Source organism: Streptomyces sp. NPDC007164 (genome assembly GCF_040634135.1).
GTDB lineage: Bacteria > Actinomycetota > Actinomycetes > Streptomycetales > Streptomycetaceae > Streptomyces > Streptomyces sanglieri.
This window is the reverse complement of record NZ_JBEYFB010000013.1, coordinates 142,392-163,612: the sequence shown is the minus strand read 5'-3', so window position 1 is coordinate 163,612 and position 21,221 is coordinate 142,392. Positions and strand designations below refer to the sequence as shown.

General features: G+C 70.4%; 20 protein-coding genes and 1 tRNA gene. 5 read left to right on the top strand and 16 right to left on the bottom strand.

Annotation, left to right across the window (positions count from 1 at the left end; translation table 11 throughout):
• Positions 1-27: 27 nt before the first annotated feature.
• From ABZ622_RS19045 to ABZ622_RS19025, 5 genes are all read right to left on the bottom strand, one after another.
• A complete protein-coding gene (locus ABZ622_RS19045; protein WP_360544531.1) occupies positions 28-402 on the bottom strand; it encodes a hypothetical protein in 375 nt (124 codons plus the stop codon).
• Positions 403-514: 112 nt separating this feature from the next.
• A complete protein-coding gene (locus ABZ622_RS19040; RefSeq protein WP_360544529.1) occupies positions 515-1,234 on the bottom strand; it encodes a hypothetical protein in 720 nt (239 codons plus the stop codon).
• Between the two features lie 644 nt (positions 1,235-1,878).
• A tRNA-His gene (locus ABZ622_RS19035) sits at positions 1,879-1,951 on the bottom strand.
• A gap of 127 nt (positions 1,952-2,078) precedes the next feature.
• Positions 2,079-2,681 carry an oligoribonuclease gene (orn, locus tag ABZ622_RS19030; protein WP_360544527.1) on the bottom strand — a complete coding sequence of 201 codons (603 nt, stop codon included), beginning with the start codon at positions 2,679-2,681 and terminating at the stop codon, positions 2,079-2,081.
• A gap of 9 nt (positions 2,682-2,690) precedes the next feature.
• Positions 2,691-3,926, bottom strand: a complete 1,236-nt coding sequence (locus ABZ622_RS19025) for a helix-turn-helix domain-containing protein (RefSeq protein ID WP_360544525.1) — start codon at positions 3,924-3,926, stop codon at positions 2,691-2,693.
• A 951-nt stretch (positions 3,927-4,877) separates the two neighbouring features.
• On the opposite strand from ABZ622_RS19025, the gene ABZ622_RS19020 reads away from it, so the two are divergent.
• Positions 4,878-5,399 (top strand): universal stress protein, encoded by a 522-nt coding sequence (locus tag ABZ622_RS19020; RefSeq protein WP_093548508.1) that lies wholly within the window; start codon positions 4,878-4,880, stop codon positions 5,397-5,399.
• Positions 5,400-5,775: 376 nt separating this feature from the next.
• On the opposite strand, the gene glmS is transcribed toward ABZ622_RS19020, so the two are convergent.
• The 3 genes from glmS to ABZ622_RS19005 all read right to left on the bottom strand — a co-directional run bounded on the left by glmS (position 5,776) and on the right by ABZ622_RS19005 (position 9,031).
• Positions 5,776-7,605: a glutamine--fructose-6-phosphate transaminase (isomerizing) gene (gene glmS, locus ABZ622_RS19015; protein WP_360544523.1), complete on the bottom strand. Its 1,830-nt coding sequence runs from the start codon at positions 7,603-7,605 to the stop codon at positions 5,776-5,778.
• A 43-nt stretch (positions 7,606-7,648) separates the two neighbouring features.
• The gene (locus ABZ622_RS19010; RefSeq protein WP_072489218.1) at positions 7,649-7,924 is read right to left on the bottom strand and encodes a hypothetical protein; all 276 of its coding nucleotides are present in this window, start codon (positions 7,922-7,924) and stop codon (positions 7,649-7,651) included.
• A 147-nt stretch (positions 7,925-8,071) separates the two neighbouring features.
• Positions 8,072-9,031 carry a DUF4429 domain-containing protein gene (locus ABZ622_RS19005; protein WP_360544521.1) on the bottom strand — a complete coding sequence of 320 codons (960 nt, stop codon included), beginning with the start codon at positions 9,029-9,031 and terminating at the stop codon, positions 8,072-8,074.
• A gap of 137 nt (positions 9,032-9,168) precedes the next feature.
• Between ABZ622_RS19005 and ABZ622_RS19000 the strand changes: the two genes are divergently transcribed.
• Positions 9,169-10,797 carry a beta-N-acetylhexosaminidase gene (locus tag ABZ622_RS19000; protein ID WP_360544519.1) on the top strand — a complete coding sequence of 543 codons (1,629 nt, stop codon included), beginning with the start codon at positions 9,169-9,171 and terminating at the stop codon, positions 10,795-10,797.
• Positions 10,798-10,900: 103 nt separating this feature from the next.
• On the opposite strand, the gene ABZ622_RS18995 is transcribed toward ABZ622_RS19000, so the two are convergent.
• From ABZ622_RS18995 to ABZ622_RS18985, 3 genes are all read right to left on the bottom strand, one after another.
• Positions 10,901-11,260: a hypothetical protein gene (locus ABZ622_RS18995; protein ID WP_360544517.1), complete on the bottom strand. Its 360-nt coding sequence runs from the start codon at positions 11,258-11,260 to the stop codon at positions 10,901-10,903.
• On the bottom strand, positions 11,257-11,898 hold the full coding sequence (locus ABZ622_RS18990; protein WP_360544515.1) for a GNAT family protein: 642 nt from the start codon (positions 11,896-11,898) through the stop codon (positions 11,257-11,259). Before ABZ622_RS18990 ends, ABZ622_RS18995 begins: the two co-directional genes overlap by 4 nt.
• Before the next feature lie 93 nt (positions 11,899-11,991).
• A complete protein-coding gene (locus ABZ622_RS18985) occupies positions 11,992-12,447 on the bottom strand; it encodes a MarR family transcriptional regulator (protein WP_342281500.1) in 456 nt (151 codons plus the stop codon).
• Between the two features lie 160 nt (positions 12,448-12,607).
• Between ABZ622_RS18985 and ABZ622_RS18980 the strand changes: the two genes are divergently transcribed.
• The gene (locus tag ABZ622_RS18980; RefSeq protein WP_360544512.1) at positions 12,608-14,056 is read left to right on the top strand and encodes an MFS transporter; all 1,449 of its coding nucleotides are present in this window, start codon (positions 12,608-12,610) and stop codon (positions 14,054-14,056) included.
• A gap of 232 nt (positions 14,057-14,288) precedes the next feature.
• On the top strand, positions 14,289-15,047 hold the full coding sequence (locus tag ABZ622_RS18975) for a hypothetical protein (RefSeq protein WP_360544509.1): 759 nt from the start codon (positions 14,289-14,291) through the stop codon (positions 15,045-15,047).
• Here the strand turns inward: ABZ622_RS18975 and ABZ622_RS18970 are convergent.
• On the bottom strand, positions 15,041-15,658 hold the full coding sequence (locus ABZ622_RS18970) for a YdcF family protein (RefSeq protein WP_360544507.1): 618 nt from the start codon (positions 15,656-15,658) through the stop codon (positions 15,041-15,043). The two genes, ABZ622_RS18975 and ABZ622_RS18970, sit on opposite strands and share 7 nt — an antisense overlap.
• A gap of 100 nt (positions 15,659-15,758) precedes the next feature.
• Positions 15,759-16,172, bottom strand: coding sequence for an NUDIX domain-containing protein (locus ABZ622_RS18965; protein ID WP_360544504.1), 414 nt, complete (start codon positions 16,170-16,172; stop codon positions 15,759-15,761).
• A 55-nt stretch (positions 16,173-16,227) separates the two neighbouring features.
• On the opposite strand from ABZ622_RS18965, the gene ABZ622_RS18960 reads away from it, so the two are divergent.
• Positions 16,228-17,100 (top strand): GntR family transcriptional regulator, encoded by an 873-nt coding sequence (locus ABZ622_RS18960; protein ID WP_360544502.1) that lies wholly within the window; start codon positions 16,228-16,230, stop codon positions 17,098-17,100.
• Here ABZ622_RS18960 and ABZ622_RS18955 read toward each other — a convergent pair.
• The 3 genes from ABZ622_RS18955 to ABZ622_RS18945 are packed head-to-tail and all read right to left on the bottom strand — an operon-like array spanning position 16,982 to position 21,215.
• Positions 16,982-18,148, bottom strand: a complete 1,167-nt coding sequence (locus tag ABZ622_RS18955) for an acyl-CoA dehydrogenase family protein (protein WP_360544500.1) — start codon at positions 18,146-18,148, stop codon at positions 16,982-16,984. The genes ABZ622_RS18960 and ABZ622_RS18955 overlap by 119 nt on opposite strands.
• 29 nt (positions 18,149-18,177) lie before the next feature.
• Entirely contained in the window at positions 18,178-19,119 is a 942-nt protein-coding gene (locus tag ABZ622_RS18950) for a hydroxymethylglutaryl-CoA lyase (RefSeq protein ID WP_360544498.1), read from the bottom strand.
• Positions 19,116-21,215, bottom strand: coding sequence for an acetyl/propionyl/methylcrotonyl-CoA carboxylase subunit alpha (locus tag ABZ622_RS18945; RefSeq protein WP_360544496.1), 2,100 nt, complete (start codon positions 21,213-21,215; stop codon positions 19,116-19,118). The genes ABZ622_RS18950 and ABZ622_RS18945 overlap by 4 nt, the downstream gene beginning before the upstream one ends.
• Between the last annotated feature and the right edge of the window lie 6 nt (positions 21,216-21,221).

Genomic DNA, 21,221 nt, shown 5'->3' with positions numbered 1-21,221 from the left:
CCGGCACCCGGCCGCCGGGGGCGGCGATCAGATGATGTGGTTCATGGCGAAATTGGTCCCTGCCTGTCCATAGATGGTGATCCGGTATCGATTCTGGGGTCCCGGGATGTGCTCGCCCATGGCGAACAACATCAGGTTATTGTTTTCCAAATAAAAGAAGAGGGTGACGCTCGTCTGGAAATTTCCGGCACTGGCGTGCAGGACCGGAAATCCATTGAAGACATACGGATGGGTTTGCAGTCCGCCTCCGTTGAACGCCTGATTGAGGGCCTGCGTCATCTGGGCGAGCCTGTTGAGCATTCCACGCTGGGCGAGGACGTTGGTCAGGTAGCTCTGCGCTCTGGGCTGATCCATGACTCCGGTCCGGCCGTTACCATTCGCCCTGAGGATGATCATGGGCATGAAATCATTCCTTTCCTTTGCTGTCGGGCGCGGACCGCTGCCCGAGCCCGCCGCCGGGCCGCGCCCTTCGTTCGGAGGGGCGCGGCCCGGGTACCGGCCGTGATGTACCGGATCACGCGGAGACCGGCAGCGACCTGTCCTGCTGGATCAGCAGGGGCGTGAGCAGGGTCAGGGAATCGACGGGGGTGGTCCAGTTGGGCTTGGTCGGGCCCCAGCCGTAGTCGACGTCGTAGGTGACCTCCCGCTGTGCCACGCCTGTCAGATCGACCAGGAGGCCGGGGCCGAAGGCCTGCTCGACGACGGTCGACGTCTCGATGACCGCCGTGGCGAACATCAGGAGGACCTTCTCCACCGGGGTGAAGAAGTCCAGGTTCCTGCCGTGCAGCGGAAATGCGGCCAGTGGCGTCGCCTTTGCCGCCTGTCCGGCCGTCACATGGTTCAGCTGGGCGATGCCGGACGTAAAGGGCCTGGTCGTCTCGTTGTCGACCGTGATGCGGCGCGAAGAGCCCGGACTGCCCCCCACCGTGCCGGTGCCGGAGATGTTGTCGACCGTCAGGGTCTGGCCGAGGGCGATGTCGTAGCTGTTGATGCCGCTGATCGTGCCTCCGGGGATGATCTCTCTGCGTGAGGTGTAGGCCTGGTACTCCTCCTGCCAGGTGATGTCCGTCGACGTCGCGTAGTCGTCGGTGACGAACCAGACCAGTGGCATACCACCCCCGATCGAGGAATTCACCGCCTTGAATCCGTAGAGGTAGAAACCCTCATCGACCAGCCTGTTGGTGGTGTCATCACTCATGGTGATGGTGATCTCGAACGAGGTGCCGATGGGCATGGGCTGTCCTTTCTCTGCCGTGCGCCGCCCCGGAACCATTCCTGGACGGGGTTCTTTGGTGCCGGTCCCCGAGATCTGTCCCCTGGGCCGGGGGAGTGGGCATGCCGGATCGCCGGAATGCGATTCATGGGAGATGGCTGGCTGAAAGCCCGGCTCAGGCAGTTTCCGCAGGAATGCTGCCCGATGGTGTGAGGATGCGGTGACTCCCGCATTTCGCTGCGAGCGGGAGAATGGACCGTTTCGTGAGATCAGTGTCTTCTGGGAGACATCCGCTGATGCTCAGGTTTACCGCTGGTCGGAAGAGGAAGGTCCTCTTCCTCCTTTTGCGCTCGATGACACGCTGCCAAACGAGAACGACGGAGATGAACCGGCGGCGCCCGAGTCACGTACAGGCGCACGGGCCCGTTGCGTTTCCCCGGCAGTGATTCCTCGCGCGCCGGAGCCGCTGACGCTGTGAGGGAGAGCACGGCCCCGCCCGGTGGCCTGACGAGCTCTCACCCGAGTCGGACAGAACTGGGGCTCGGTCCGGTCGGCGCGGAGGAGGGCCGGCGCGGGCCGGCGCCGAGGTCCCGGGGCAGGGCCCCAAGGTCCTGGACATGAAGAAGGCCTGACCCGTTTTCACAGGTCAGGCCTTGATCATTCAGGGTGAGTAACGGGACTCGAACCCGCGACATCCTGGACCACAACCAGGTGCTCTACCATCTGAGCTATACCCACCATGTCCGGTCTTTTTCTGACCGGCCGAGAAAAAGTGTACAGGGTCCGAGAGGGTGCTCGCGCCCCTGTTGTTCAGCCGCCGGTCCCAACCCCCGAAAGGGGCTATGACCAGCGGCTTCGCAAGGTCCTACGGTGCGGGCGGTGCGACCCGGGCCGCGACGGCCTTCGCCCGCTCCGAGTCCGGGCCGGGCTGCGGCACGAAGACCGCCTCGCGGTAGTAGCGCAGCTCCGTGATGGAGTCACGGATGTCCGCCAGCGCCCGGTGGTTGCCGTTCTTGGCCGGGCTGTTGAAGTACGCCCTCGGGTACCAGCGGCGCGCCAGCTCCTTGATCGAGGAGACGTCGACGATCCGGTAGTGCAGGTAGCCCTCCAGGGCCGCCATGTCCCGCGCCAGGAACCCGCGGTCGGTGGAGACCGAGTTCCCGCAGAGCGGGGCCTTGCCGGGCTCCTTCACATGCTCGCGGACGTAGTTCAGCACCTGGGCCTCGGCGTCGGCCAGGGTGGTGCCCCCGGCCAGCTCGTCGAGGAGGCCCGAGGCGGTGTGCATCTGCCGCACCACCTCGGGCATGGTCTCCAGGGCCGCGTCCGGCGGGCGGATCACGATGTCCACCCCTTCACCGAGCACGTTCAGCTCCGAGTCGGTGACCAGTGCGGCCACCTCGATGAGTGCGTCTTCCGTCAACGAGAGCCCGGTCATCTCGCAGTCGATCCACACCATGCGGTCGTTCATGGCCCCACCCTACGGGGCACTCCGTTGCCCCGGGAGGGTCGGGCGTCCGGTCGTGTACGCGTCGGGGCCGGGTTTCCCCTGCTCCGACTGGACCGGGCCGGCCGTCGGCGACGTGATGACATGCTGGCCCGGCGGGGCCGCCGTGGCCGTGGCACGCCGGATCGACGGACTGCCCTGGGCGGGCACGATCGGCTCGATCACCGGGGCCACCGGCTCCGCGCCACCGCCCTGCGGACGGCGGGCCCGGTAGGCGGCCCGGTACGCGGCGGGGGAGGAGCCCAGCTGACGCCGGAAGTGCCCGCGCAGCGCGACCGGCGAGCGGAAGCCGCAACGGCCCGCGACCTCGTCGACCGAGTACTCGGACGTCTCCAGCAGCCGCTGCGCCTGCAGCACCCGCTGGGTGATCAGCCACTGGAGCGGTGCGCTGCCGGTGAGCGAACGGAACCTGCGGTCGAAGGTCCGCCTGCTCATGTAGGCGCGCGCGGCCAGCGTCTCCACGTCGAACTGCTCGTGCAGATGCTCCAGTGCCCAGGCCACGACCTCTGCGAGCGGGTCGGAGCCGATCTCCTCAGGTAAAGACCTGTCGAGATAGCGCTCCTGACCGCCACTGCGCCGCGGCGGCACGACGAGCCGGCGGGCCAGTGCCCCGGCGGCCTCCGTGCCGTGGTCCGTGCGGACTATGTGCAGACAGAGATCGATGCCGGCGGCCGTGCCGGCGGAGGTGAGCACGTCGCCGTCGTCGACGAAGAGCTCACGCGGATCCACGTGGACCGACGGATAGCGCTTGGCCAGCGTCGGTGCGTACATCCAGTGTGTGGTCGCCGGACGGCCGTCCAGCAGACCGGCGGCGGCGAGCACGAACGCACCCGTGCACAGCCCGACGATGCGGGCGCCCTCCTCGTGGGCGCGGCGTAGCGCCTCCAGCGCCTCGGCGGGCGGCGGCGAGGTGATCGAACGCCAGGCGGGCACCACGACGGTGCCTGCCCTGCTGATCGCCTCCAGCCCGTAGGGCGCGGTGAGTTCGAGTCCCCCGGTGGTCCGCAGCGGCCCTTCTTCCCCGCCACAGACGAGGAGTCGGTAGCGCGGAACTCCCGCGTCCTGGCGGTCGATTCCGAACACGGAGAGCGGGATCGAACTCTCGAAGATGGGGCCGCCGCTGAACAGCAGCACGGCGACGACTTCTCGTCGTCGACGGCCACTGAGCTTCCGTACAGCCTCCGTTGCGGCGGCGGAGTCCTGGCTCATGACGCTAAGCCCCCCTCGGTTTTCGCGTCTCCCTGGTCCTTACGGGCCTGTCGCTCCTGCACTTTTCCCCTCGGTCCTGCACGAGTTCCCCAGACTTCGATACCCAAGATCGAATCTACTGCGTCCCGTGGTGCCGGCGTGACAAGTTCACCAGCCGGCGTTATGTCGACAAGGCAACTTGGCGGGATGCATTCGATCACGAAGCGTTTCATCCGATGGACGCCCAGGGAAGTGCGTCTGGCGTTCATGGCCCGTCCCCGTTGGGTGGAAGCGTACCGCGCGGTCTCTTCCTGCCTGGTGACAAGGGGGTTGATCGGCCAAATCAGCAAGGTGTCGGTAGGGGTATGAAGTTGGCTGAAAATAGATGGTTGTGCATGTGTGATTCAGTCATTGAACCGGCGCACAACCCGGGTGATCAACCGCTTCTTTGCGCCCCCTGGGCAGGTCGGACGGCTGATCGTACGGAACGGACCGGTGGCAACCGAATGCGATCGGATTCCGCCGGGCGGGCCGGTGTCCGTCGCCCGCCGGGCGGCTCGCCGGTAACGGGGCGGGCGGTCCGGAACGGGTGCGGTGCGACGCACGGGGTCGGGTCGCCGGCCCCGGGGTCGGCCCCCGGGTGATGATCGCTCCGGCCGCCGCGCGGGGGAACGGAGATCCTCCGGTGTCCCGTACGGGTGACGGATACGGCCCCGTCCGGTCACCGAGGGCGGTCGTGCGGGCCCGGCGGCGTCGGTGTACGGCACAAGCGGCATTGCCATCCGGGTCCGCCTCGGGCATGCTCCGTGAAACGTCGCGCGCGCTTTGCGCGGGTCTGGGCAGTGGAGGAGTGGCGCCGTACCCTTGGGGGTAAGGGGTTGGGAAGATGATTCCCGGACACCGCAACACCGCCCGCTGACGCACCTTCCCCAAGTCGCTCTCCTCACGAGGACTCTCTTCGCCGAGACACCGATGGCCGGTCACGAAATCCCCGAACCCGCCGACCGCAAGCAGGTGGCCGACCCCGTGTCGGACCCGCAGACGGTCGAAGAAACACGTCATTCCTGCGACCCCGCGTTCCGCCATGGGGTCGTCGTCGGCTTCGACGGCTCGACCTCCAGTGAGCGCGCCCTCGCCTATGCCATCGGGATGGCCCGAAGATCCGGCTCAGGCCTGATCATCGTCCATGTCGCCAATCGGCTGCCGACCACGGTCTGGGCAGGCTGCGAGCCGCCCGTCTTCGTGGATGTGCCCGATCACCGCACCGAGGTGCTCGGCCTGGAGCTCGCCTGCGCGGACTACCTCTCCGAGGTCCCCTGGGTCCTCGTCGAGCGCGGCGGGGACATCTGTCACGAGCTGGAGGAGGTCGGCCGGGAGTACTCGGCCGACGCCATCGTCGTCGGCTCCACGCACGGCATCGTCGGCCGGATCTTCGGCTCGGTGGCGGGGCGCCTCGCACGGCGCGCGCAGCGCCCGGTCGTCGTCATCCCCTGAGTGCCGGGCGCCCCGGAAGTCTCTTTCGTCACTCCGGTGGCCCGTTGTGGCGCCCTCGCGCGATGTGGCGTCAAATCGCCTGCGTAAACCGGCATTTGATGTCCGACAGGAGTGAATTATGCGCTTGTGAAGGGTATATGACAGTCACTCGGAGGGCGTTCTGCACCGATCGCACCGGGGGTGTACGGGCTGCCGGGCCGGGGCGTGACGGCCGGGGCCGGGGCAGCGGCCGGGCCGGTGCGCCGGGGCAGCCGCCGGCCGGCAACGGGGCGGCCCCGTACCCGCGGTGGCGGCGGGTACGGGGCCGTTCTGCGGATACGGGTCCGCGCCCGGCAGGGGCGTACGCGGACCCGTGCCCGGCAGGCGTGCGCGGGGGCTACTCGACGGTGACGGACTTCGCCAGGTTGCGCGGCTTGTCGATGTCACGGCCCATGGCCAGCGCCGTGTGGTACGCGAAGAGCTGGAGCGGGATGCCCATCAGGATCGGGTCCAGCTCGTTCTCGTTCTTCGGCACGACGATGGTGTGGTCGGCCTTCTCCTGCGCCTGGTGGGCGACGGCGAGGATGCGGCCGCTGCGGGCCTTGATCTCCTCCAGCGCGGCGCGGTTCTTCTCCAGCAGATCGTCGTCCGGCACGATCGCGACCGTCGGCATCGCGGGCTCGATCAGCGCCAGCGGCCCGTGCTTCAGCTCGGAGGCCGGGTAGGCCTCGGCGTGGATGTACGAGACCTCCTTGAGCTTCAGCGCGGCCTCACGGGCGACGGGGAAGCCGCGCACCCGGCCGATGAACATCATCGACTTGGCGTCCGCGTACTCGGCCGCCATCTTCTTGATCTCGTCCTCGTTCGCCAGGATCTCGCTGATCTGGGCGGGCAGCCTGCGCAGCCCGTCGATGATCCGCTTGCCGTCGGCGACCGACAGGTCCCGGATCCGGCCCAGGTGCAGGGCGAGCAGCGCGAACGCGACGACCGTGTTGGTGAAGCACTTGGTGGAGACGACACAGACCTCGGGGCCGGCGTGCACGTACGTGCCACCGTCGGCCTCCCGGGCGATCGCGGAGCCCACCACGTTGACGACCCCGAGCACCCGGGCGCCCTTGCGCTTGAGCTCCTGGACGGCGGCCAGCACGTCGTACGTCTCACCGGACTGCGAGACCGCGACGTACAGCGTGTCCGGGTCGACGACCGGGTTGCGGTAGCGGAACTCGGAGGCGGGCTCGGCGTCCGCGGGGATGCGGGCCAGCTCCTCGATCAGCTGGGCGCCGATCTGGCCCGCGTGGTACGAGGTGCCGCAGCCGAGGATCTTGATCCGGCGGACCCCGCGCGCCTCGCGGGCGTCCAGGTTGAGGCCGCCCAGGTGCACGGTGGCGAAGCGGTCGTCGATCCGGCCGCGCAGCACCCGGTCGACGGCGTCGGCCTGCTCGGAGATCTCCTTGTGCATGTACGTGTCGTGGCCGCCCATGTCGTACGACTCGGCCTCCCACTCCACGGTGGTCGGCGTGGCCGTCGTGGACGAGCCCTCGGTGGTGTACGTACGGAAGTCGTCGGCCTTGAGGGTGGCCATCTCGCCGTCGTCCAGGGTGACGACCTGGCGGGTGTGGGCGACCAGCGCGGCGACGTCGGAGGCGACGAACATCTCCTTCTCACCGATGCCGAGCACCACCGGGGAACCGTTGCGGGCGACCACGATGCGGTCGTTGAAGTCGGCGTGCATGACGGCGATGCCGTACGTGCCCTCGACCGAGCGCAGCGCCTCGCGGACCTTCTCCTCCAGGGTGTCCGCCTGGGCGCGGGCGATCAGATGGACCAGCACCTCGGTGTCGGTCTCGGAGAGGAAGACGACACCGTCGGCGACGAGCTTCGCACGGAGCTCGGAGGCGTTGTCGATGATGCCGTTGTGGACGACGGCGACCTTGTTGTCCGCGTCCAGGTGCGGGTGCGCGTTCTCGTCGCTCGGGGCGCCGTGGGTGGCCCAGCGGGTGTGGGCGATACCGGTGGTGCCGGTGAAACGCTTGGGGACACGGGCCTCCAGCTCGCGGACCCGGCCCTTCGCCTTGACCATCCGCAGGGCGGCGGGCCTGCCGGCCGACGCCTTGCCGGTGATGACGATGCCCGCGGAGTCGTAACCCCGGTACTCCAGCCGCTGCAGCCCTTCCAGCAGCAGCGGAGCCACATCACGCTTTCCGATATATCCGACGATTCCGCACATGGATTCTCTGCCCCTCCATCGACGTACCTGTGGTGCCCGTCGCTCAGCCGTAGACGATGCGGCGCAGCTGGCGGAGCGAGAGCTCCGGCGGCGCGACCGCCCGGTGCGGCAGCTCGGCCGCGATCCGTTCGAAGATCTCCGCGTTGACCAGGCCGCCGGACTGCAGTTCGCGGTGGCGGCGGCGGACGAAGTCGTCGGTCGTCTCGTCGAAGTACGCCAGCACGTCGAGGATCACCCGGGCGGCTTCACCGCGCTGGAGCGCGGTGCTGCGCACCAGGTGATCGATGAGGTCGTCATGCGACGGGCGGCGTTCGAGCACTCGTTGATATTGCGGCGGACGGGGCACTTACGCAACAATTCTGCCCGATATCGGGCAGGGATGCGTGTGATTGCCGTCTCGGAGAGCCCGGAACGGGGCGGGCCGGGGTGAGGGGCCTACTCAAGGGGCCTGCTCAGAGGCGCTTGCTCAGAGGTGCTTGAGGACGGCCTGCTTGGCGGCGGTGAACTCGTCGTCGGTGAGGACTCCGGACCGGTGCAGCTCGCCGAGCTCGCGCAGCCGGCGCAGCAGGACGTCGTGATCGTCGCCGGGAGACGCGGGTGCGGGTGCGGGTGCGGGTGCGGCCGGGGTAGAGGTCGGGGCCTCGGCCTCCGGGGCCGCGATCTCCGCGGGCGCGGCTCCTTCGGGGGCGCCGCCGGGCCCGCCGGTCCCCGCCGTCCTCCCCGCCGCTCCGGGCAGCCGCACCAGCACCGCCGCCGCGACCAGTACCGCCGTGTACTCCTTCTTGGACAGCCCCCACAGGTCCAGCGAGTACAGGTCGTACTCGGCCGCCTGGACCGGAGCCGCCCCGTCGCCCCGTACGAAGCGCAGGTGCCCGTTCTCCAGGCCGATGGCGGGCACCCAGTGCACGCCGGTCACCTCCGACACCGGGAACGAGACCGGGCCACCGGAGGTCTTGACCTCCTTGGCCTTCCAGTTCCAGGTCAGGCGGACGGTCTCCCCGTCGAACGAGGCCGTGCCGTCCCCGCCGCCACCGGCGACCGGCACCGCGGGCCCCGGCAGCAGGAATCCGTCCACCGCGTCGGCCGGCACCTGCTCGATCAGCAGGGCGTTGCGCACCTCGTCGGCGAAGTACTCCGCCACCCCGCTCCGGTCCTTCTCCACGGCCAACTGGTAGGGGTCCGCGGTGTCCTTGAGCCTGCCGCCGCCCGCGCGCAGGACCGGGCACGCGCCGTCGCGCAGCCGCAGTCGCAGCCGGCCGCCCTTGCGTTCCGGCTCGAAGGAGATGCCCGCCAACGCCCGCAGCGGGACGACGCGTTCACCCAGCCCCTCCCGGAGCGGGTGGATGCCCTTGCCCCTGCCCGGCACGATCCGCACCGATTCGCCGTCGAAGGTCCAGGTTCCGTCGCGCTGGATTATTTCCGCCATACGGCAGATTCTGCCAGCCCCCATGAACGGGGGAGTGGTCTACACCTTGACCATGCGTGAGGCAGGCGATACGCATGGTGATGGTTCGGTTGCTCAGGAGACCCACAGGTGTGAACCCGTCGAAAGGGACCCGGCTCGTGAGACTGCACAGGACACAGCGCACCGCCCTCCCCCGCCTTCTCGGCTCGCTGCTGCTCGTCACGGCGGCCGGGATCTCCAGTGTCGGCGCGGCCTCGGAGAGACCGCCGGTGAACAGCGCCCCGGCCGCCGCCTCGCCCCGTCCGCTCGGCCAGATCGTGCCCGCCCCCGCCGAGGCGAAGCCCGGCGGCTCCCCGTACACCATCACCGCGGACACCCGGATCCGCGTCGACGGCTCCGGCGAGGCCCGGAAGGTCGGCGACTACCTGGCGGGCGTGCTGCGCCCGTCCACCGGGTACCCGCTGCCGGTCACCGGCGACGGCGCCAACGGCATCCGGCTGCGCGTGGCCCCCGGCAACGGCGAACTGGGCGCCGAGGGCTACAGCCTGAAGTCCTCCCGGGGCTCGGTCACCATCACCGCGCGCGGCCCCGCAGGGCTCTTCCACGGCGTCCAGACACTCCGCCAGCTGCTCCCGGCCGACGTGGAGAGGAAGAGCCCCCGGAAGGGCCCGTGGACGATCGCGGGCGGCACGGTCACGGACGCCCCGCGCTACGCGTACCGGAGCGCGATGCTCGATGTCTCCCGGCACTTCTTCTCCGTCGGCGAGGTCAAGCGCTACATCGACCAGCTCGCCCTCTACAAGATGAACAAGCTCCATCTGCATCTCTCCGACGACCAGGGCTGGCGGATCGCCATCGACTCCTGGCCGCGGCTCGCCACGTACGGCGGCCGGACGGAGGTCGGCGGCGGCCCCGGCGGCCACTACACGAAGGACGACTACAAGGAGATCGTGCGGTACGCGGCCTCCCGCTATCTGGAGGTCGTCCCGGAAATCGACCTGCCCGGCCACACCAACGCGGCACTCGCCTCGTACGCGGAGCTGAACTGCGACGGGGTCGCGCCGCCGCTGTACACCGGCACCGAGGTCGGCTTCAGCTCGCTCTGTGTGCCGAAGGCCGTCACGTACGACTTCGTGGACGACGTGGTCCGTGAGCTCGCCGAGCTCACCCCCGGCAAGTACCTCCACATCGGCGGCGACGAGGCGCACTCCACGAGCCATGAGGACTATGTGGCCTTCATGGACAGGGCGCAGGCCGTCGTCGGCAAGTACGGCAAGACCGTGATCGGCTGGCACCAGCTGACCGGAGGCACGCCGGTGAAGGGCGCGGTCGCCCAGTACTGGGGCTACGACCGTACGGGCGAGGCCGAGCGCAAGCAGGTCGCGGACGCCGCCGTGAACGGGACGAAGCTGGTGCTGTCCCCGGCCGACCGCAGCTACCTCGACATGAAGTACGACAAGGACACAAAGCTGGGCCTGGCCTGGGCCGGTTACGTCTCGGTGCGGCGCTCCTACGACTGGAACCCGGCGACGTACCTGGCCGGCGCCCCGGCGGCTTCGGTCCTGGGTGTCGAGGCGCCGCTCTGGTCGGAGACCCTGACCAACAGCGAGGAGATCGAGCAGATGGCGTTCCCCCGGCTGCCCGGGGTCGCGGAACTCGGCTGGTCGCCCGCGGCCACGCACGACTGGGACACGTACAAGGTGCGGCTGGGCGCGCAGGGGCCGAGGCTCTCGGCGCTGGGCATCAACTACTACCGCGCGCCGGAGGTCCCCTGGGCGGCGGAATGAGGTGACCGGGACCGTTCCGGCGACCGCGCACCCTCCCGGTCGCCGGACGGCCCCGGCACCCGCGCTCCACCCGCCCCCGGTCCCCGCCGCGTGCGGGCACCCCTCACCAGACCAGCACCCCACCACCCACCGACCGGGCCCGCAGCGCGGCCCGGGTGATGTTGGCGAGCCGGGCGGCCACGTACTCCTCCCCGTAACCACTGTGCGCACCGAGCTCCGCCGTGTGCCGGCGCATCAGCTCGCACTCGGCGAGGAAGTCCTTGACGTCCTCCGGCTGTACGTGCAGGTCGTCGGCGGCCAGCTCGGGGAAGAACCGGGCACCGACCGCCCGCGCGTGCTCCGAACCCCAGAGCTTGGTCCGGCTGCTCTCGAAGCCGGCCATGTCGCTGCCGTCGTCGGGGTCGTCGAGAAGCTGCCACTTCCCCTGTTCGTCGTGGACGAAGGTGTGCACCAGCAGGGTCATGCCCCGAACTCCGCCCGGCAGCCGTCGAGTCCCTCGACGGTGACCTCGATGCTCCGGCACTCCTCCCAGCGTGCCCGGTCCATCCGCAGCCGCTGAAGGGTGACCGGCGCTCCCCGTACGGCGGCGACGGTGATGCCGTCCGGCAGATAGCCGAGCCGGTGCGAGACGCCCAGCGAGCGCGGGTTGTCGGTCAGCGCGTCCGACACGGCGGTCCGGGCCCCGAGGCCGGCGAAGGCGAGGTGCAGGGCGGCGGCCCGCATCTCGGTGCCGATGCCCCGGCTCTGGTGGGCCAGGCCCAGCCACGAGCCGGTGCTGACCTGACCGGTCACGGCGAACTCCTTCGCCGTCAGGTCCTGCCGCCCGACCACCCGGCCCTCGTGCAGCACGGCGAGGCTCAGCGCCCAGTCCCGTACCGACCAGCGGGCGACGGTGGACAGCACGTGCTGGAACACCGCCCTGCCGCGCTCCTCGGGTGGTGCGTCGGTCCACGGGACCGTGAACGGCATCTCGCCCGGCGCGTGCACCCCGTCGGCGGCGACCGAGGAGAGGTCGTCCAGCAACTCCAGGTCCGGGAGGCGCAGTTCCAGGCGGGGCGTACGGAGGCGGAGCCCGTACAGGGGCCAGTGCCGTGGCTTCATGGACGGACTATGCCGCGCGGTGCGGCGCGCTGTCGAACGCATTCCGGCGCATCCCGTCGCATCCCGTCCGGCCCCCGGGCGGCCCGCGAACGGTCAGGGGCGCGGCCAGGGGCGGCCGCCCAGGCGTTCGATGTCGGTGTTGAAGCGCCGCAGGTAGGCGGCGAAGCCGGAGATGTCCTCGTCCGACCAGTTGGTCATGACCCGCTCCAGGGATTCGACGAGGCCCTCGCGTTCCGCGTCGAGCATGCGGGCGCCCTCGTCGGTGATCCGGAACTTGCGGGCCATGCCACCCTCGGGGTCCGGGATGCGTTCCACGAGTCCGGCGCGCATGGCCGCCGCGGTCTGCCGGTTGAGGGTGGAGGCGTCGAGCCCGAAGGCGTCGCTGAGCTCACCGATCGACATCGGACCCTGGACGCGGACGCGGCTGAGCAGGATGTAGGCGCTGCGGTCCATCAGGCCGTCCTTGCGCCGCCCGCCCTTGTTCTGCAGGAGGCCGTGGCGGCTGAGGAGCATCTGCTCGTACTCGACCTCGTGTGTGGGCCTGGTCATGCGCCTGCCGCCTCCTGTTGTCGTCCGGGCGTCCCGGCGTGCTTCCGGATCCCGGCCCTCATTCTCCCACAGGTCTATGCAACATACATATAACGTGCTCGATGCATAGAGTGTGTACGATGCATAGTCTTCTTCCCGTGCATAACCCGAGGAGTCCCGGATGGGCGCGCCCCAGCCATCAACCCGCACCGGCGGCGTAGTCGCCACGCTGGCCATCGCCGGCACCACGGCGGCGATCATGCAGACCCTGGTCACCCCACTCATCGCGGAGCTGCCGCAGATCCTGAGCACCACCCCCTCGAACGCGGCGTGGGTGATCACCGTCACCCTGTTGGTGTCCGCCGTCTGCGTGCCCGTCTCCGGACGCCTGGGAGACATGGTCGGCAAGCGCCGGATGCTGCTCGTGTGCTCCGTGCCGCTGATCGCCGGCTCGGTGGTGTGCGCGCTCTCCTCGTCCGTCGTCCCCATGATCGTCGGCCGTGGCCTGCAGGGCATGGGCATGGGTGTGCTGCCGCTCGGCATCGCCCTGCTGCGTGACGTGGTCCCGGCGGAGAAGCTCAGCTCCTCCATCGCGCTGGTCAGCGCCTCCATGGGCATCGGCGGCGCACTCGGCCTGCCGATCGCCGCGGCGGTCGCCCAGTACACGAACTGGCGGGTGCTGTTCTGGGGCTCGGCCGGCCTGGCCGCCGTGGTCGCGGCGCTGATCTGGTTCCTGATCCCCGATGTGTCGGCCGGCGCCAAGGGCCAGCGGTTCGACGTGCTCGGTGCGCTCGGTCTCGGGGCGGGTCTGGTCTGCCTGCTGCTCGCGGTCTCCAAGGGCGCCGACTGGGGCTGGGGCTCGGCCACCACGCTCGGCCTGTTCGCCGCCGCCGTCGTGGTGCTGCTCGCCTGGGGCCTGTGGGAGCTGCGTACCCGCGACCCGCTGGTCGACCTGCGCACCACCGCACGTCCCCGGGTGCTGATGACCAACCTCGCCTCGGTCTTCGTGGGCTTCGGCATGTACGCCAGCATGCTGATCGCGCCGCAGCTGCTTCAGTTCCCCTCCGCCACCGGCTACGGCCTGGGCCAGTCGATGCTCGCGGCGGGCCTGTGGCTGGCGCCCGGCGGGATCATGATGATGCTCATCTCCCCGCTCGGCGGAAAGCTCATCGACGCCCGGGGCCCGAAGTTCACCCTGGTGTGCGGCGTCCTGGTCATCGCGGTCGGCTACGGCCTGGCGCTGGTGCTCATGGGCTCCGCGTGGGGCCTGATGGTGGTGGGCATGGTGACCAGCAGCGGTGTCGGCCTGGCGTACGGTGCGATGCCGGCGCTGATCATGGGCTCGGTCCCGCTGTCCGAGACTGCCGCCGCCAACGGCTTCAACACGCTCATGCGCTCGCTCGGTACGTCGATCGGCGCCGCGGTGGTCGGCGTGGTCCTCTCCCAGATGACCGTCTCCATGGGCGGCTACGACCTCACCTCCGAGAACGGCTTCCGTACCGGCCTCATGGTCGGCTGCGGCGTCGCCCTGGTCGCGGCGGTGATCGCCGCCGCCATCCCGGCCGCGCGCCGCGCCGAGTCCGGTACCGGCGCCGACGCCGCCGCGGAACAGGTCACGTCCAAGGCCTGACCTGCCGGGAACGGGCCCCGCCCCGGGCGCCCGGACAACAAGCGAGCCACGAACCGACGGCAACGCATCGGCTCGCCGCCTCCGTCAACCAGCCACGCACGGCCGCTGGTTGGCGGGGCCGATCCGGTTCGTCACGCCGGGATCCGGTCGGCAGTACCCCGCCCCTTCCCCTCCGGGTAAGGTGGCAATCTTCGGCCGGCGTCAGCCTCCGGAGCCCTGAAGGCGAACGCCCATGACACACTCCGAGCCGCGCCGCACCCGCCGCCTCGATGCCGCACTGGACGGCCTCGCGGTCACCTTCCGCGGAATGACCGCCCATCCCGACGAGCACAACTGCGAGTGCCACTGGGGCAGCGCACGGGAACTCGCCCAGCTCAAGGTGCCGGACAAGGAGCTGGACCCCGACCTCCTGCGACGCACCTGGACGGCTCCCGACTGGAGCGACCACCCCGCCGTGCTGCGCCGGATACTCCCTCAGTTCGCCCGGTCCCTCGTGGCGGGCCACACCGACCCGTACCGCGACCTGGACGACATCGGCCGCTCGTTCAGCCGTGGCCGCTGGCAGCGGTGGCCCGCCGAACAGGCCGCAGCGGTACGGGAGTTCCTCGAAGCCTGGTGGGCCGACACGCTCACCGACCCGGCGCCCGTCCTCCCCGCCCACGATCTCCTCGCGCTGATCGCCGAGGCCTCCGGCACGCTCACCCCATGGCTCGCCCACTGGGAGTCGCAGTCCGGAGCCACGGCCGACCGGCACCTCGCCGCAGCCGCCGACCACTGGGAGTACGAGTTGCTCGGCGACGCCCTCCCCTGGGATGCCTGGGACAACAGGCAGGAGAAGTGCGCCGAACTGACGGCCTGGCTCGTCGGCCACGCCCGCCCCCGCCTCGTCGCCCACGGAGCACCCGACGAACTCCTCGACCGGATACGGCTCCTGGGCCTCACCGGCGATGCCCGCTGGGACGACCCCCACTGGCCCGGCTACCGCTACTGACCCACCGCGCCGCGCCCGTCGGTCACGAGCCGGCTCGTGAACCCCGCCCGGCACAACCGCTCGTACGCCGCCGCCACCTCGCCGGGGACGGGGTCGGCGACCATGAAGCCCTGGCCCGGATAGATCATCAGGCGTTGCAGCGCACCGACGAGCATGCCGATCACCAGGCGCTCGTCCCGGATGGAGGCCACGTACTCCTCGAAGGTCATCGGGCTCGACGCGCTGACGAACTCGACGCCGGGCCAGAGCTTGCGGGCCGTGGCATTGGCACGGCGCTCCTCGTAGGGCTTGCTGATCAGGAGCACGGACGAGACGCCGACGCCGGTTTCTTCGAGCAGTTCGCGCGAAAAGCGGATGTTCTCACCGGTGTTTCGGGCGCGCGGTTCGACCAGCACGGCACTGTCGGGAACGCCGAGTTCGAGCGCCCGCTCCCGGTAGTGCACGGCCTCACCGCGAGGCATTCGGTCGCGTGTGGTGGGGCTGGTCGCACCGGTGAAGACGAGGAGCGGCGCCATGCCGCGCCGGTGGAGATCCACGGCCGTGTCGGCCACGCCGAGGTCATGGCTCCCGAGCCCGATCGCGACCGAGCAGGGGCGGGGGGTGTGGTGCATCAGGTGGTGGTCCCACAGGAGCCGAGCGTCGGCCCATACCTGTGCGCTTGCAGCGGGATGCTGTCGCTTCAATGTCGGCTCGCGTCCGTTCTTCGATGGCCTACACCAGTCGGCGTCCGTCGTGCGCGCGTACGGGGGCGGCGTGGTGGTCGAGTGCGTCGAGAACACGTACCGAGTACGCCTCCGTCATCCGGTCCCGGACCTCTTCGCGGGTGAGCCAGCGGACTTCGGCCGACTCGGGTGAGGTCTGCTCCTCGCCTCCGACCGGACGGCACAGGAACACCAGGGCGATGATGCCGCGCCCCATGTTCTTGTAGACACCGCTCAGTCGCACGGGATGGACTTTGACGCCGGTCTCCTCCAGCACCTCGCGGCAGACGCCGTCCTCCGGCCGTTCGTCGAGCTCCAGCACCCCGCCCGGCGCTTCCCAGGCCCCGTTGTCCGCCCTGCGGATGACCAGGATCCGGCCGTCTTCGCGGACGACGCCGGCCACGGAGACCGAGTGGAGGGACATGCGTATACCTTCCTGGGGACGCTTATGTACAGGAGCATAGGAGGGGCAGAACGACGTGGCGACCACGGTTCCCAGGGACTCCGGCAAGCCTCGGTATCTACAGATCGCCGAGGACCTGGCGCAACAGATCAGGGCCGGTGTGCTGGCGCCGGGAGAGAAGGTGCCGAGTGAGTCGGTGCTGATGACCCGCTACGCGGTCTCGCAGGGAACAGCCCGCAGGGCGGTTGCGGAGCTGAGGCCGATGGGTCTGATCGACACGCACCACGGCAAGGGCTCCTTCGTGAAGGGCAGGCCGCCGGTACTTCGCAAGTCCTCGGACCGGTTCCGTCGTTCGCACCGCAGAGCGGGGAAGGCCGCGTACCTCGCGGAGGCCGAGCATGCGGGGAAGGCGCCGACGGTCAAAGTTCTCTACGTCGGACCGGTCGAGGTGCCCGGCGACATCGCGGAACGGCTGGGCGTGGACACGGGCAGTCGAGTACTCGCGCGCCGTCGTCTGTACTTCAGCGACGGCACCCCCACGGAAGAGGCGACTTCCTATCTGCCGTGGGAGGTCGCGAAGGACATCCCGGAGCTGTTCGCGGAGAACCCGGGTGGTGGCGGGATCTACGCACGCCTGGAGGAACACGGTTACATGCTCGCGGAGTTCACGGAGACGGTCCGCGCTCGCCTGGCCACCAAGCAGGAGGCCGTGGCGCTGAGCCTCAGCCCGGGTTCGCCGATCCTGCATCTCCGCACAAGGGCCTGGGCGGGTGACCGGGCCCGGGACCGGGCCGGGCGGGCCTCCGGGGAGGCCCGCCCCTTCGTACATGTCAGGCAGGCAGGCCCAACTCGCGGGCGATCAGCATCCGCTGGACCTCGCTCGTGCCCTCGCCGATCTCCAGGATCTTGGAGTCGCGCCACATCCTGGCCACCGGGTACTCGTTCATGAAGCCGTAGCCGCCGTGGATCTGGGTCGCGTCGCGGGCGTTGTCCACCGCCACCGTCGAGGAGTACAGCTTCGCGATCGCGGCCTCTTTCTTGAAGGGTTCGCCCGCGACCATGCGCGAGGCGGCGTCGCGCCAGCCGATCCGGGCCATGTGGGCCCGCATCTCCATGTCGGCGATCTTGAACTGGATGGCCTGGTTGGCGCCGATCGGCCTGCCGAACGCGTGGCGCTCGGCGGCGTACTTCACCGACTCGTCGACGCAGCCCTGCGCCAGGCCCGTGGACAGGGCGGAGATGGCGATCCGGCCCTCGTCCAGGATGCGCAGGAACTGGGCGTAGCCGCGGCCCTCCTCGCCCAGCAGGTTCTCCAGCGGGACGCGGACGTCGGTGAAGGACAGTTCGCGGGTGTCCGAGGAGTTCCAGCCGACCTTGGAGTACGGGGCGGCGACCGTGAAGCCGGGGGTGCCGGACGGCACGATGATGGAGGAGATGCGCGGGGCGCCGTTCTCCTTGCGGCCGGTCACCGCCGTCACCGTGACCAGCTCCGTGATGTCCGTACCGGAGTTGGTGATGAAGCACTTGGAGCCGTTGATCACCCACTCGCCGGTCGCCTCGTCGCGCACCGCCGTCGTCCGGGTGCCGCCCGCGTCCGAGCCGCCGTCCGGCTCGGTCAGGCCGAACGCGCCGAGCGCCTCGCCCGAGCAGAGCCTCGGCAGCCACCGCTGCTTCTGCTCCTCGGTGCCGAAGTGGTAGATCGGCATCGCGCCGAGCGAGACCCCGGCCTCCAGGGTGATCGCCACGGAGGAGTCGACCCGGGCCAGCTCCTCCAGGGCGATTCCGAGGGCGAGGTAGTCGCCGCCCATGCCGCCGTACTCCTCCGGGAACGGCAGCCCGAACAGGCCCATCCGACCCATCTCGCGCACGATCTCGTACGGGAACTCGTGCCGTTCGTACAGGTCGCCGATCTTCGGCGCGACCACGTCGTGCGCGAACTCCTCGACGGTGCGCCGCAGTTCCTCGTGTTCGGCGGTCAGCCGGTGGTCCAGGGGCATGGCAGGGTCACTCCTTGTGGGAACGGGGGCTATCGCACCGAGAGCGCGCGGACGGTACGGGACGGGCTGGGTCGGCCCAGTTGTTCGGCGAGCCACACGCTGGTGGCGGCGAGCGCGTCGAGATCGACCCCGGTTTCGATACCGAGGCCCTGGAGCATCCACACGAGGTCCTCGGTGGCGAGGTTTCCGGTCGCGCTCTTCGCGTACGGGCAGCCGCCGAGGCCGCCCGCGGAGGCGTCCACCGTGGTCACCCCGTGCTGGAGCGCGGCGAGGGTGTTGGAGAGGGCCTGGCCGTACGTGTCGTGGAAGTGCACGCCGATGGTGTCGGTGGGTACGCCCTCCTCGTTCAGCTCCGCGAGCAGGGTCTGTACGTGGCCGGGCGTGGCGACGCCGATGGTGTCGCCGAGGGAGAGCTCGTCGCAGCCGAGGTCCATCAGTGCCTTGGCGACCCGGACGACCTGGTGGACGGGGACGGGCCCCTCCCACGGGTCGCCGAAGCACATCGACAGATAGCCGCGCACATGCACCTTGTCGGCCTTGGCGCGGGCGACGACCGGCTCGAACATGGCGAGCGACTCGTCGACGGTGCGGTTGAGATTGCGGGCGGCGAACGTCTCGGTCGCCGAGCCGAACACCGCGATCCGGCGGGCGCCGAGCGCCAGGGCCCGGTCCAGGCCGCGTTCGTTCGGGACCAGGACCGGCAGTGCGACGCCCTCGATGCCGGCCAGCCGTGGGAACAGGTCCTCGGCGTCGGCCAGTTGGGGCACCCACTTGGGGTGCACGAAGCTGGTCGCCTCGATGGTGGTCAGGCCGGACGCGGCCAGGCGGTGGATGAACTCCGCCTTGACCTCGGTCGGTACGACGGCCTTCTCGTTCTGCAGCCCGTCGCGGGCACCGACCTCGTGGATGCGGACCCGGGCGGGCAGATCCTGGGCCGGTACGGTCATGGGGAGGGTGCGGGATGTCGTCATGCCTGCTCCCCGGGGGCGTCTGCGGAAGTCTCCACGGGGGCCACCACGGCCAGGATCTGGTCCATGGCGACCGTGGTGCCGGCGCTGACGTCCAGCTCGGTCACGGTCCCGGCGTGCGGGGCGGAGATGACGTGCTCCATCTTCATGGCCTCCACCACCAGCAGGCTCTGGCCGGCCACGACCTCGTCCCCGACCGCCACCTTCACCACGGTGACCGTCCCGGGCATCGGCGCGGCGAGGGTGTCCGCACCGGCGCGGCCCGCGCCGGCCAGCGACGCCTCCACCGGGTCGTGATCCTGTACGTGCCAGCTGTCGCCGCCCCGGCCGAGCCACACGCCCTCCGGTGAGCGGGCATGGCTGAACGTGTGGGTGGCTCCGGCGAGTTCGAGGGTGAGGCGGGTCCCGGAGACCTCGACCGGTCTGGCCGTCTCCCTGCCGCCGGGCAGCGGAGCCAGCGGGCCGCAGGCCCCCGTCACCGGCTGCGGCGGCTCGGCACCCTCCCCGACGTGGCCGAACGTCAGCTCCGTACCGGCCGGGCAGGAGCGCAGCGAGACCTGCACCGGGTCGCGGCCCGGTAGCCGGAAGTCGAGCACCGTACGGGCCGGGGTGCCGCCCAGCCGCCAGCCGTCGGCCACCGAGAACGGGTCGACCCAGCCGGCGGCGTCGGCCCGGGAGGCGGCGGGGGCCGTGGAGTGGCGCAGCAGGGCCGCCGCCGCGTACACCTCTTCGGGGACGCCCTCCGGGACCAGGGCGGACGCCTCGCGCTCCACCAGGCCCGTGTCCAGATCGCCCGCCACCACCGCCGGGTGGGCGAGCAGCCGGCGCAGGAATCCGGCGTTGGTCGGGACGCCGAGGATGACCGTGTCCGCGAGCGCCGCACGCAGCCGGCGCAGGGCGGTGGCCCGGTCGGGGCCGTACGCGATGACCTTCGACAGCATCGGGTCGTACAGGCTGCCGACCTCGCCGCCCGTGGCGAGCCCGGAGTCCGTCCGTACGCCGTTGCCCTGCGGCTCGTGCAGGGCGAGGACCGTGCCGCCGGAGGGCAGGAAGCCGCGGGCCGGGTCCTCCGCGCAGATCCGGGCCTCGATCGCGTGGCCGGTGAGGGTGATGTCCTGTTGCCCGTAGGGGAGTTGTTCGCCCGACGCGACCCGCAGCTGCCACTCCACCAGGTCCAGGCCGGTGATCAGTTCGGTGACCGGGTGCTCGACCTGGAGGCGGGTGTTCATCTCCATGAAGTAGTACGAGGCGGGGTCGTTGCCCGGGACGATGAACTCCACCGTGCCCGCGCCGACGTAGCCGCAGGAGCGGGCCGCCTGGACGGCCGCCTCGCCCATCGCGGCGCGGGTCTCCTCGTCGAGCAGGACCGAGGGCGCCTCCTCGATGATCTTCTGGTGGCGGCGCTGGAGCGAGCACTCGCGCTCGCCGAGGTGGACCACGTTGCCGTGGGCGTCGGCCAGCACCTGGATCTCGATGTGCCGGGGCCGGTCGATCCACCGCTCCACCAGCAGGGTGTCGTCGCCGAACGAGGACCGGGCCTCACGCCGGGCGGCCGCGATCTCGTCCCCGAGCAGCGCCTCGTCGCGCACCAGCCGCATGCCCTTGCCGCCGCCGCCCGCCGAGGGCTTCAGCAGCACCGGCATCCCGATCGCGCGGGCCGCGTCGACCAGTTGGGCATCGGTGAGCCCGCTCCCGGACGAGCCGGGCACCACGGGGACCCCGGCCGCCGCGACCGTCTCCTTGGCCCGGATCTTGTCGCCCATCAGCGTGATCGCGGCGGCGGGCGGGCCGATGAAGACCAGTCCCGCCTCGGCGCACGCCCGCGCGAAGCCCGCGTTCTCGGCGAGGAATCCGTATCCCGGGTGGACGGCCTGCGCGCCGGAGCGGCGGGCGGCGTCCAGCAGCGCGGGCACGCTCAGATAGCTCTGGGCGGCGGGGGCGGGCCCGATCCGTACCGCCGTGTCGGCCTCCCGGACGTGCCGGGCGTCCGCGTCCGCGTCGCTGAAGACGGCGACCGAGCGGACGCCCAGCTCCCGCAGCGTGCGGATGACACGTACCGCGATCTCGCCGCGGTTTGCGACCAGAACCGTGTCGAACATCGTCAT

Excerpts from the sequence above, each read along its gene's own strand:
- ABZ622_RS19020 (WP_093548508.1), top strand. The coding sequence starts at position 4,878 with ATGGCCGGTCACGAAATCCCCGAACCCGCCGACCGCAAGCAGGTGGCC.
- glmS (WP_360544523.1), bottom strand. The coding sequence starts at position 7,605 with ATGTGCGGAATCGTCGGATATATCGGAAAGCGTGATGTGGCTCCGCTG.
- ABZ622_RS19045 (WP_360544531.1), bottom strand. The coding sequence starts at position 402 with ATGCCCATGATCATCCTCAGGGCGAATGGTAACGGCCGGACCGGAGTC.
- ABZ622_RS18965 (WP_360544504.1), bottom strand. The coding sequence starts at position 16,172 with ATGTCCCTCCACTCGGTCTCCGTGGCCGGCGTCGTCCGCGAAGACGGC.
- ABZ622_RS18970 (WP_360544507.1), bottom strand. The coding sequence starts at position 15,658 with ATGCACCACACCCCCCGCCCCTGCTCGGTCGCGATCGGGCTCGGGAGC.
- ABZ622_RS18975 (WP_360544509.1), top strand. The coding sequence starts at position 14,289 with ATGACACACTCCGAGCCGCGCCGCACCCGCCGCCTCGATGCCGCACTG.
- ABZ622_RS18990 (WP_360544515.1), bottom strand. The coding sequence starts at position 11,898 with ATGAAGCCACGGCACTGGCCCCTGTACGGGCTCCGCCTCCGTACGCCC.
- ABZ622_RS18995 (WP_360544517.1), bottom strand. The coding sequence starts at position 11,260 with ATGACCCTGCTGGTGCACACCTTCGTCCACGACGAACAGGGGAAGTGG.
- orn (WP_360544527.1), bottom strand. The coding sequence starts at position 2,681 with ATGAACGACCGCATGGTGTGGATCGACTGCGAGATGACCGGGCTCTCG.
- ABZ622_RS18985 (WP_342281500.1), bottom strand. The coding sequence starts at position 12,447 with ATGACCAGGCCCACACACGAGGTCGAGTACGAGCAGATGCTCCTCAGC.
- ABZ622_RS18945 (WP_360544496.1), bottom strand. The coding sequence starts at position 21,215 with ATGTTCGACACGGTTCTGGTCGCAAACCGCGGCGAGATCGCGGTACGT.
- ABZ622_RS19025 (WP_360544525.1), bottom strand. The coding sequence starts at position 3,926 with ATGAGCCAGGACTCCGCCGCCGCAACGGAGGCTGTACGGAAGCTCAGT.
- ABZ622_RS18955 (WP_360544500.1), bottom strand. The coding sequence starts at position 18,148 with ATGCCCCTGGACCACCGGCTGACCGCCGAACACGAGGAACTGCGGCGC.
- ABZ622_RS18980 (WP_360544512.1), top strand. The coding sequence starts at position 12,608 with ATGGGCGCGCCCCAGCCATCAACCCGCACCGGCGGCGTAGTCGCCACG.
- ABZ622_RS18950 (WP_360544498.1), bottom strand. The coding sequence starts at position 19,119 with ATGACGACATCCCGCACCCTCCCCATGACCGTACCGGCCCAGGATCTG.
- ABZ622_RS19040 (WP_360544529.1), bottom strand. The coding sequence starts at position 1,234 with ATGCCCATCGGCACCTCGTTCGAGATCACCATCACCATGAGTGATGAC.
- ABZ622_RS19005 (WP_360544521.1), bottom strand. The coding sequence starts at position 9,031 with ATGGCGGAAATAATCCAGCGCGACGGAACCTGGACCTTCGACGGCGAA.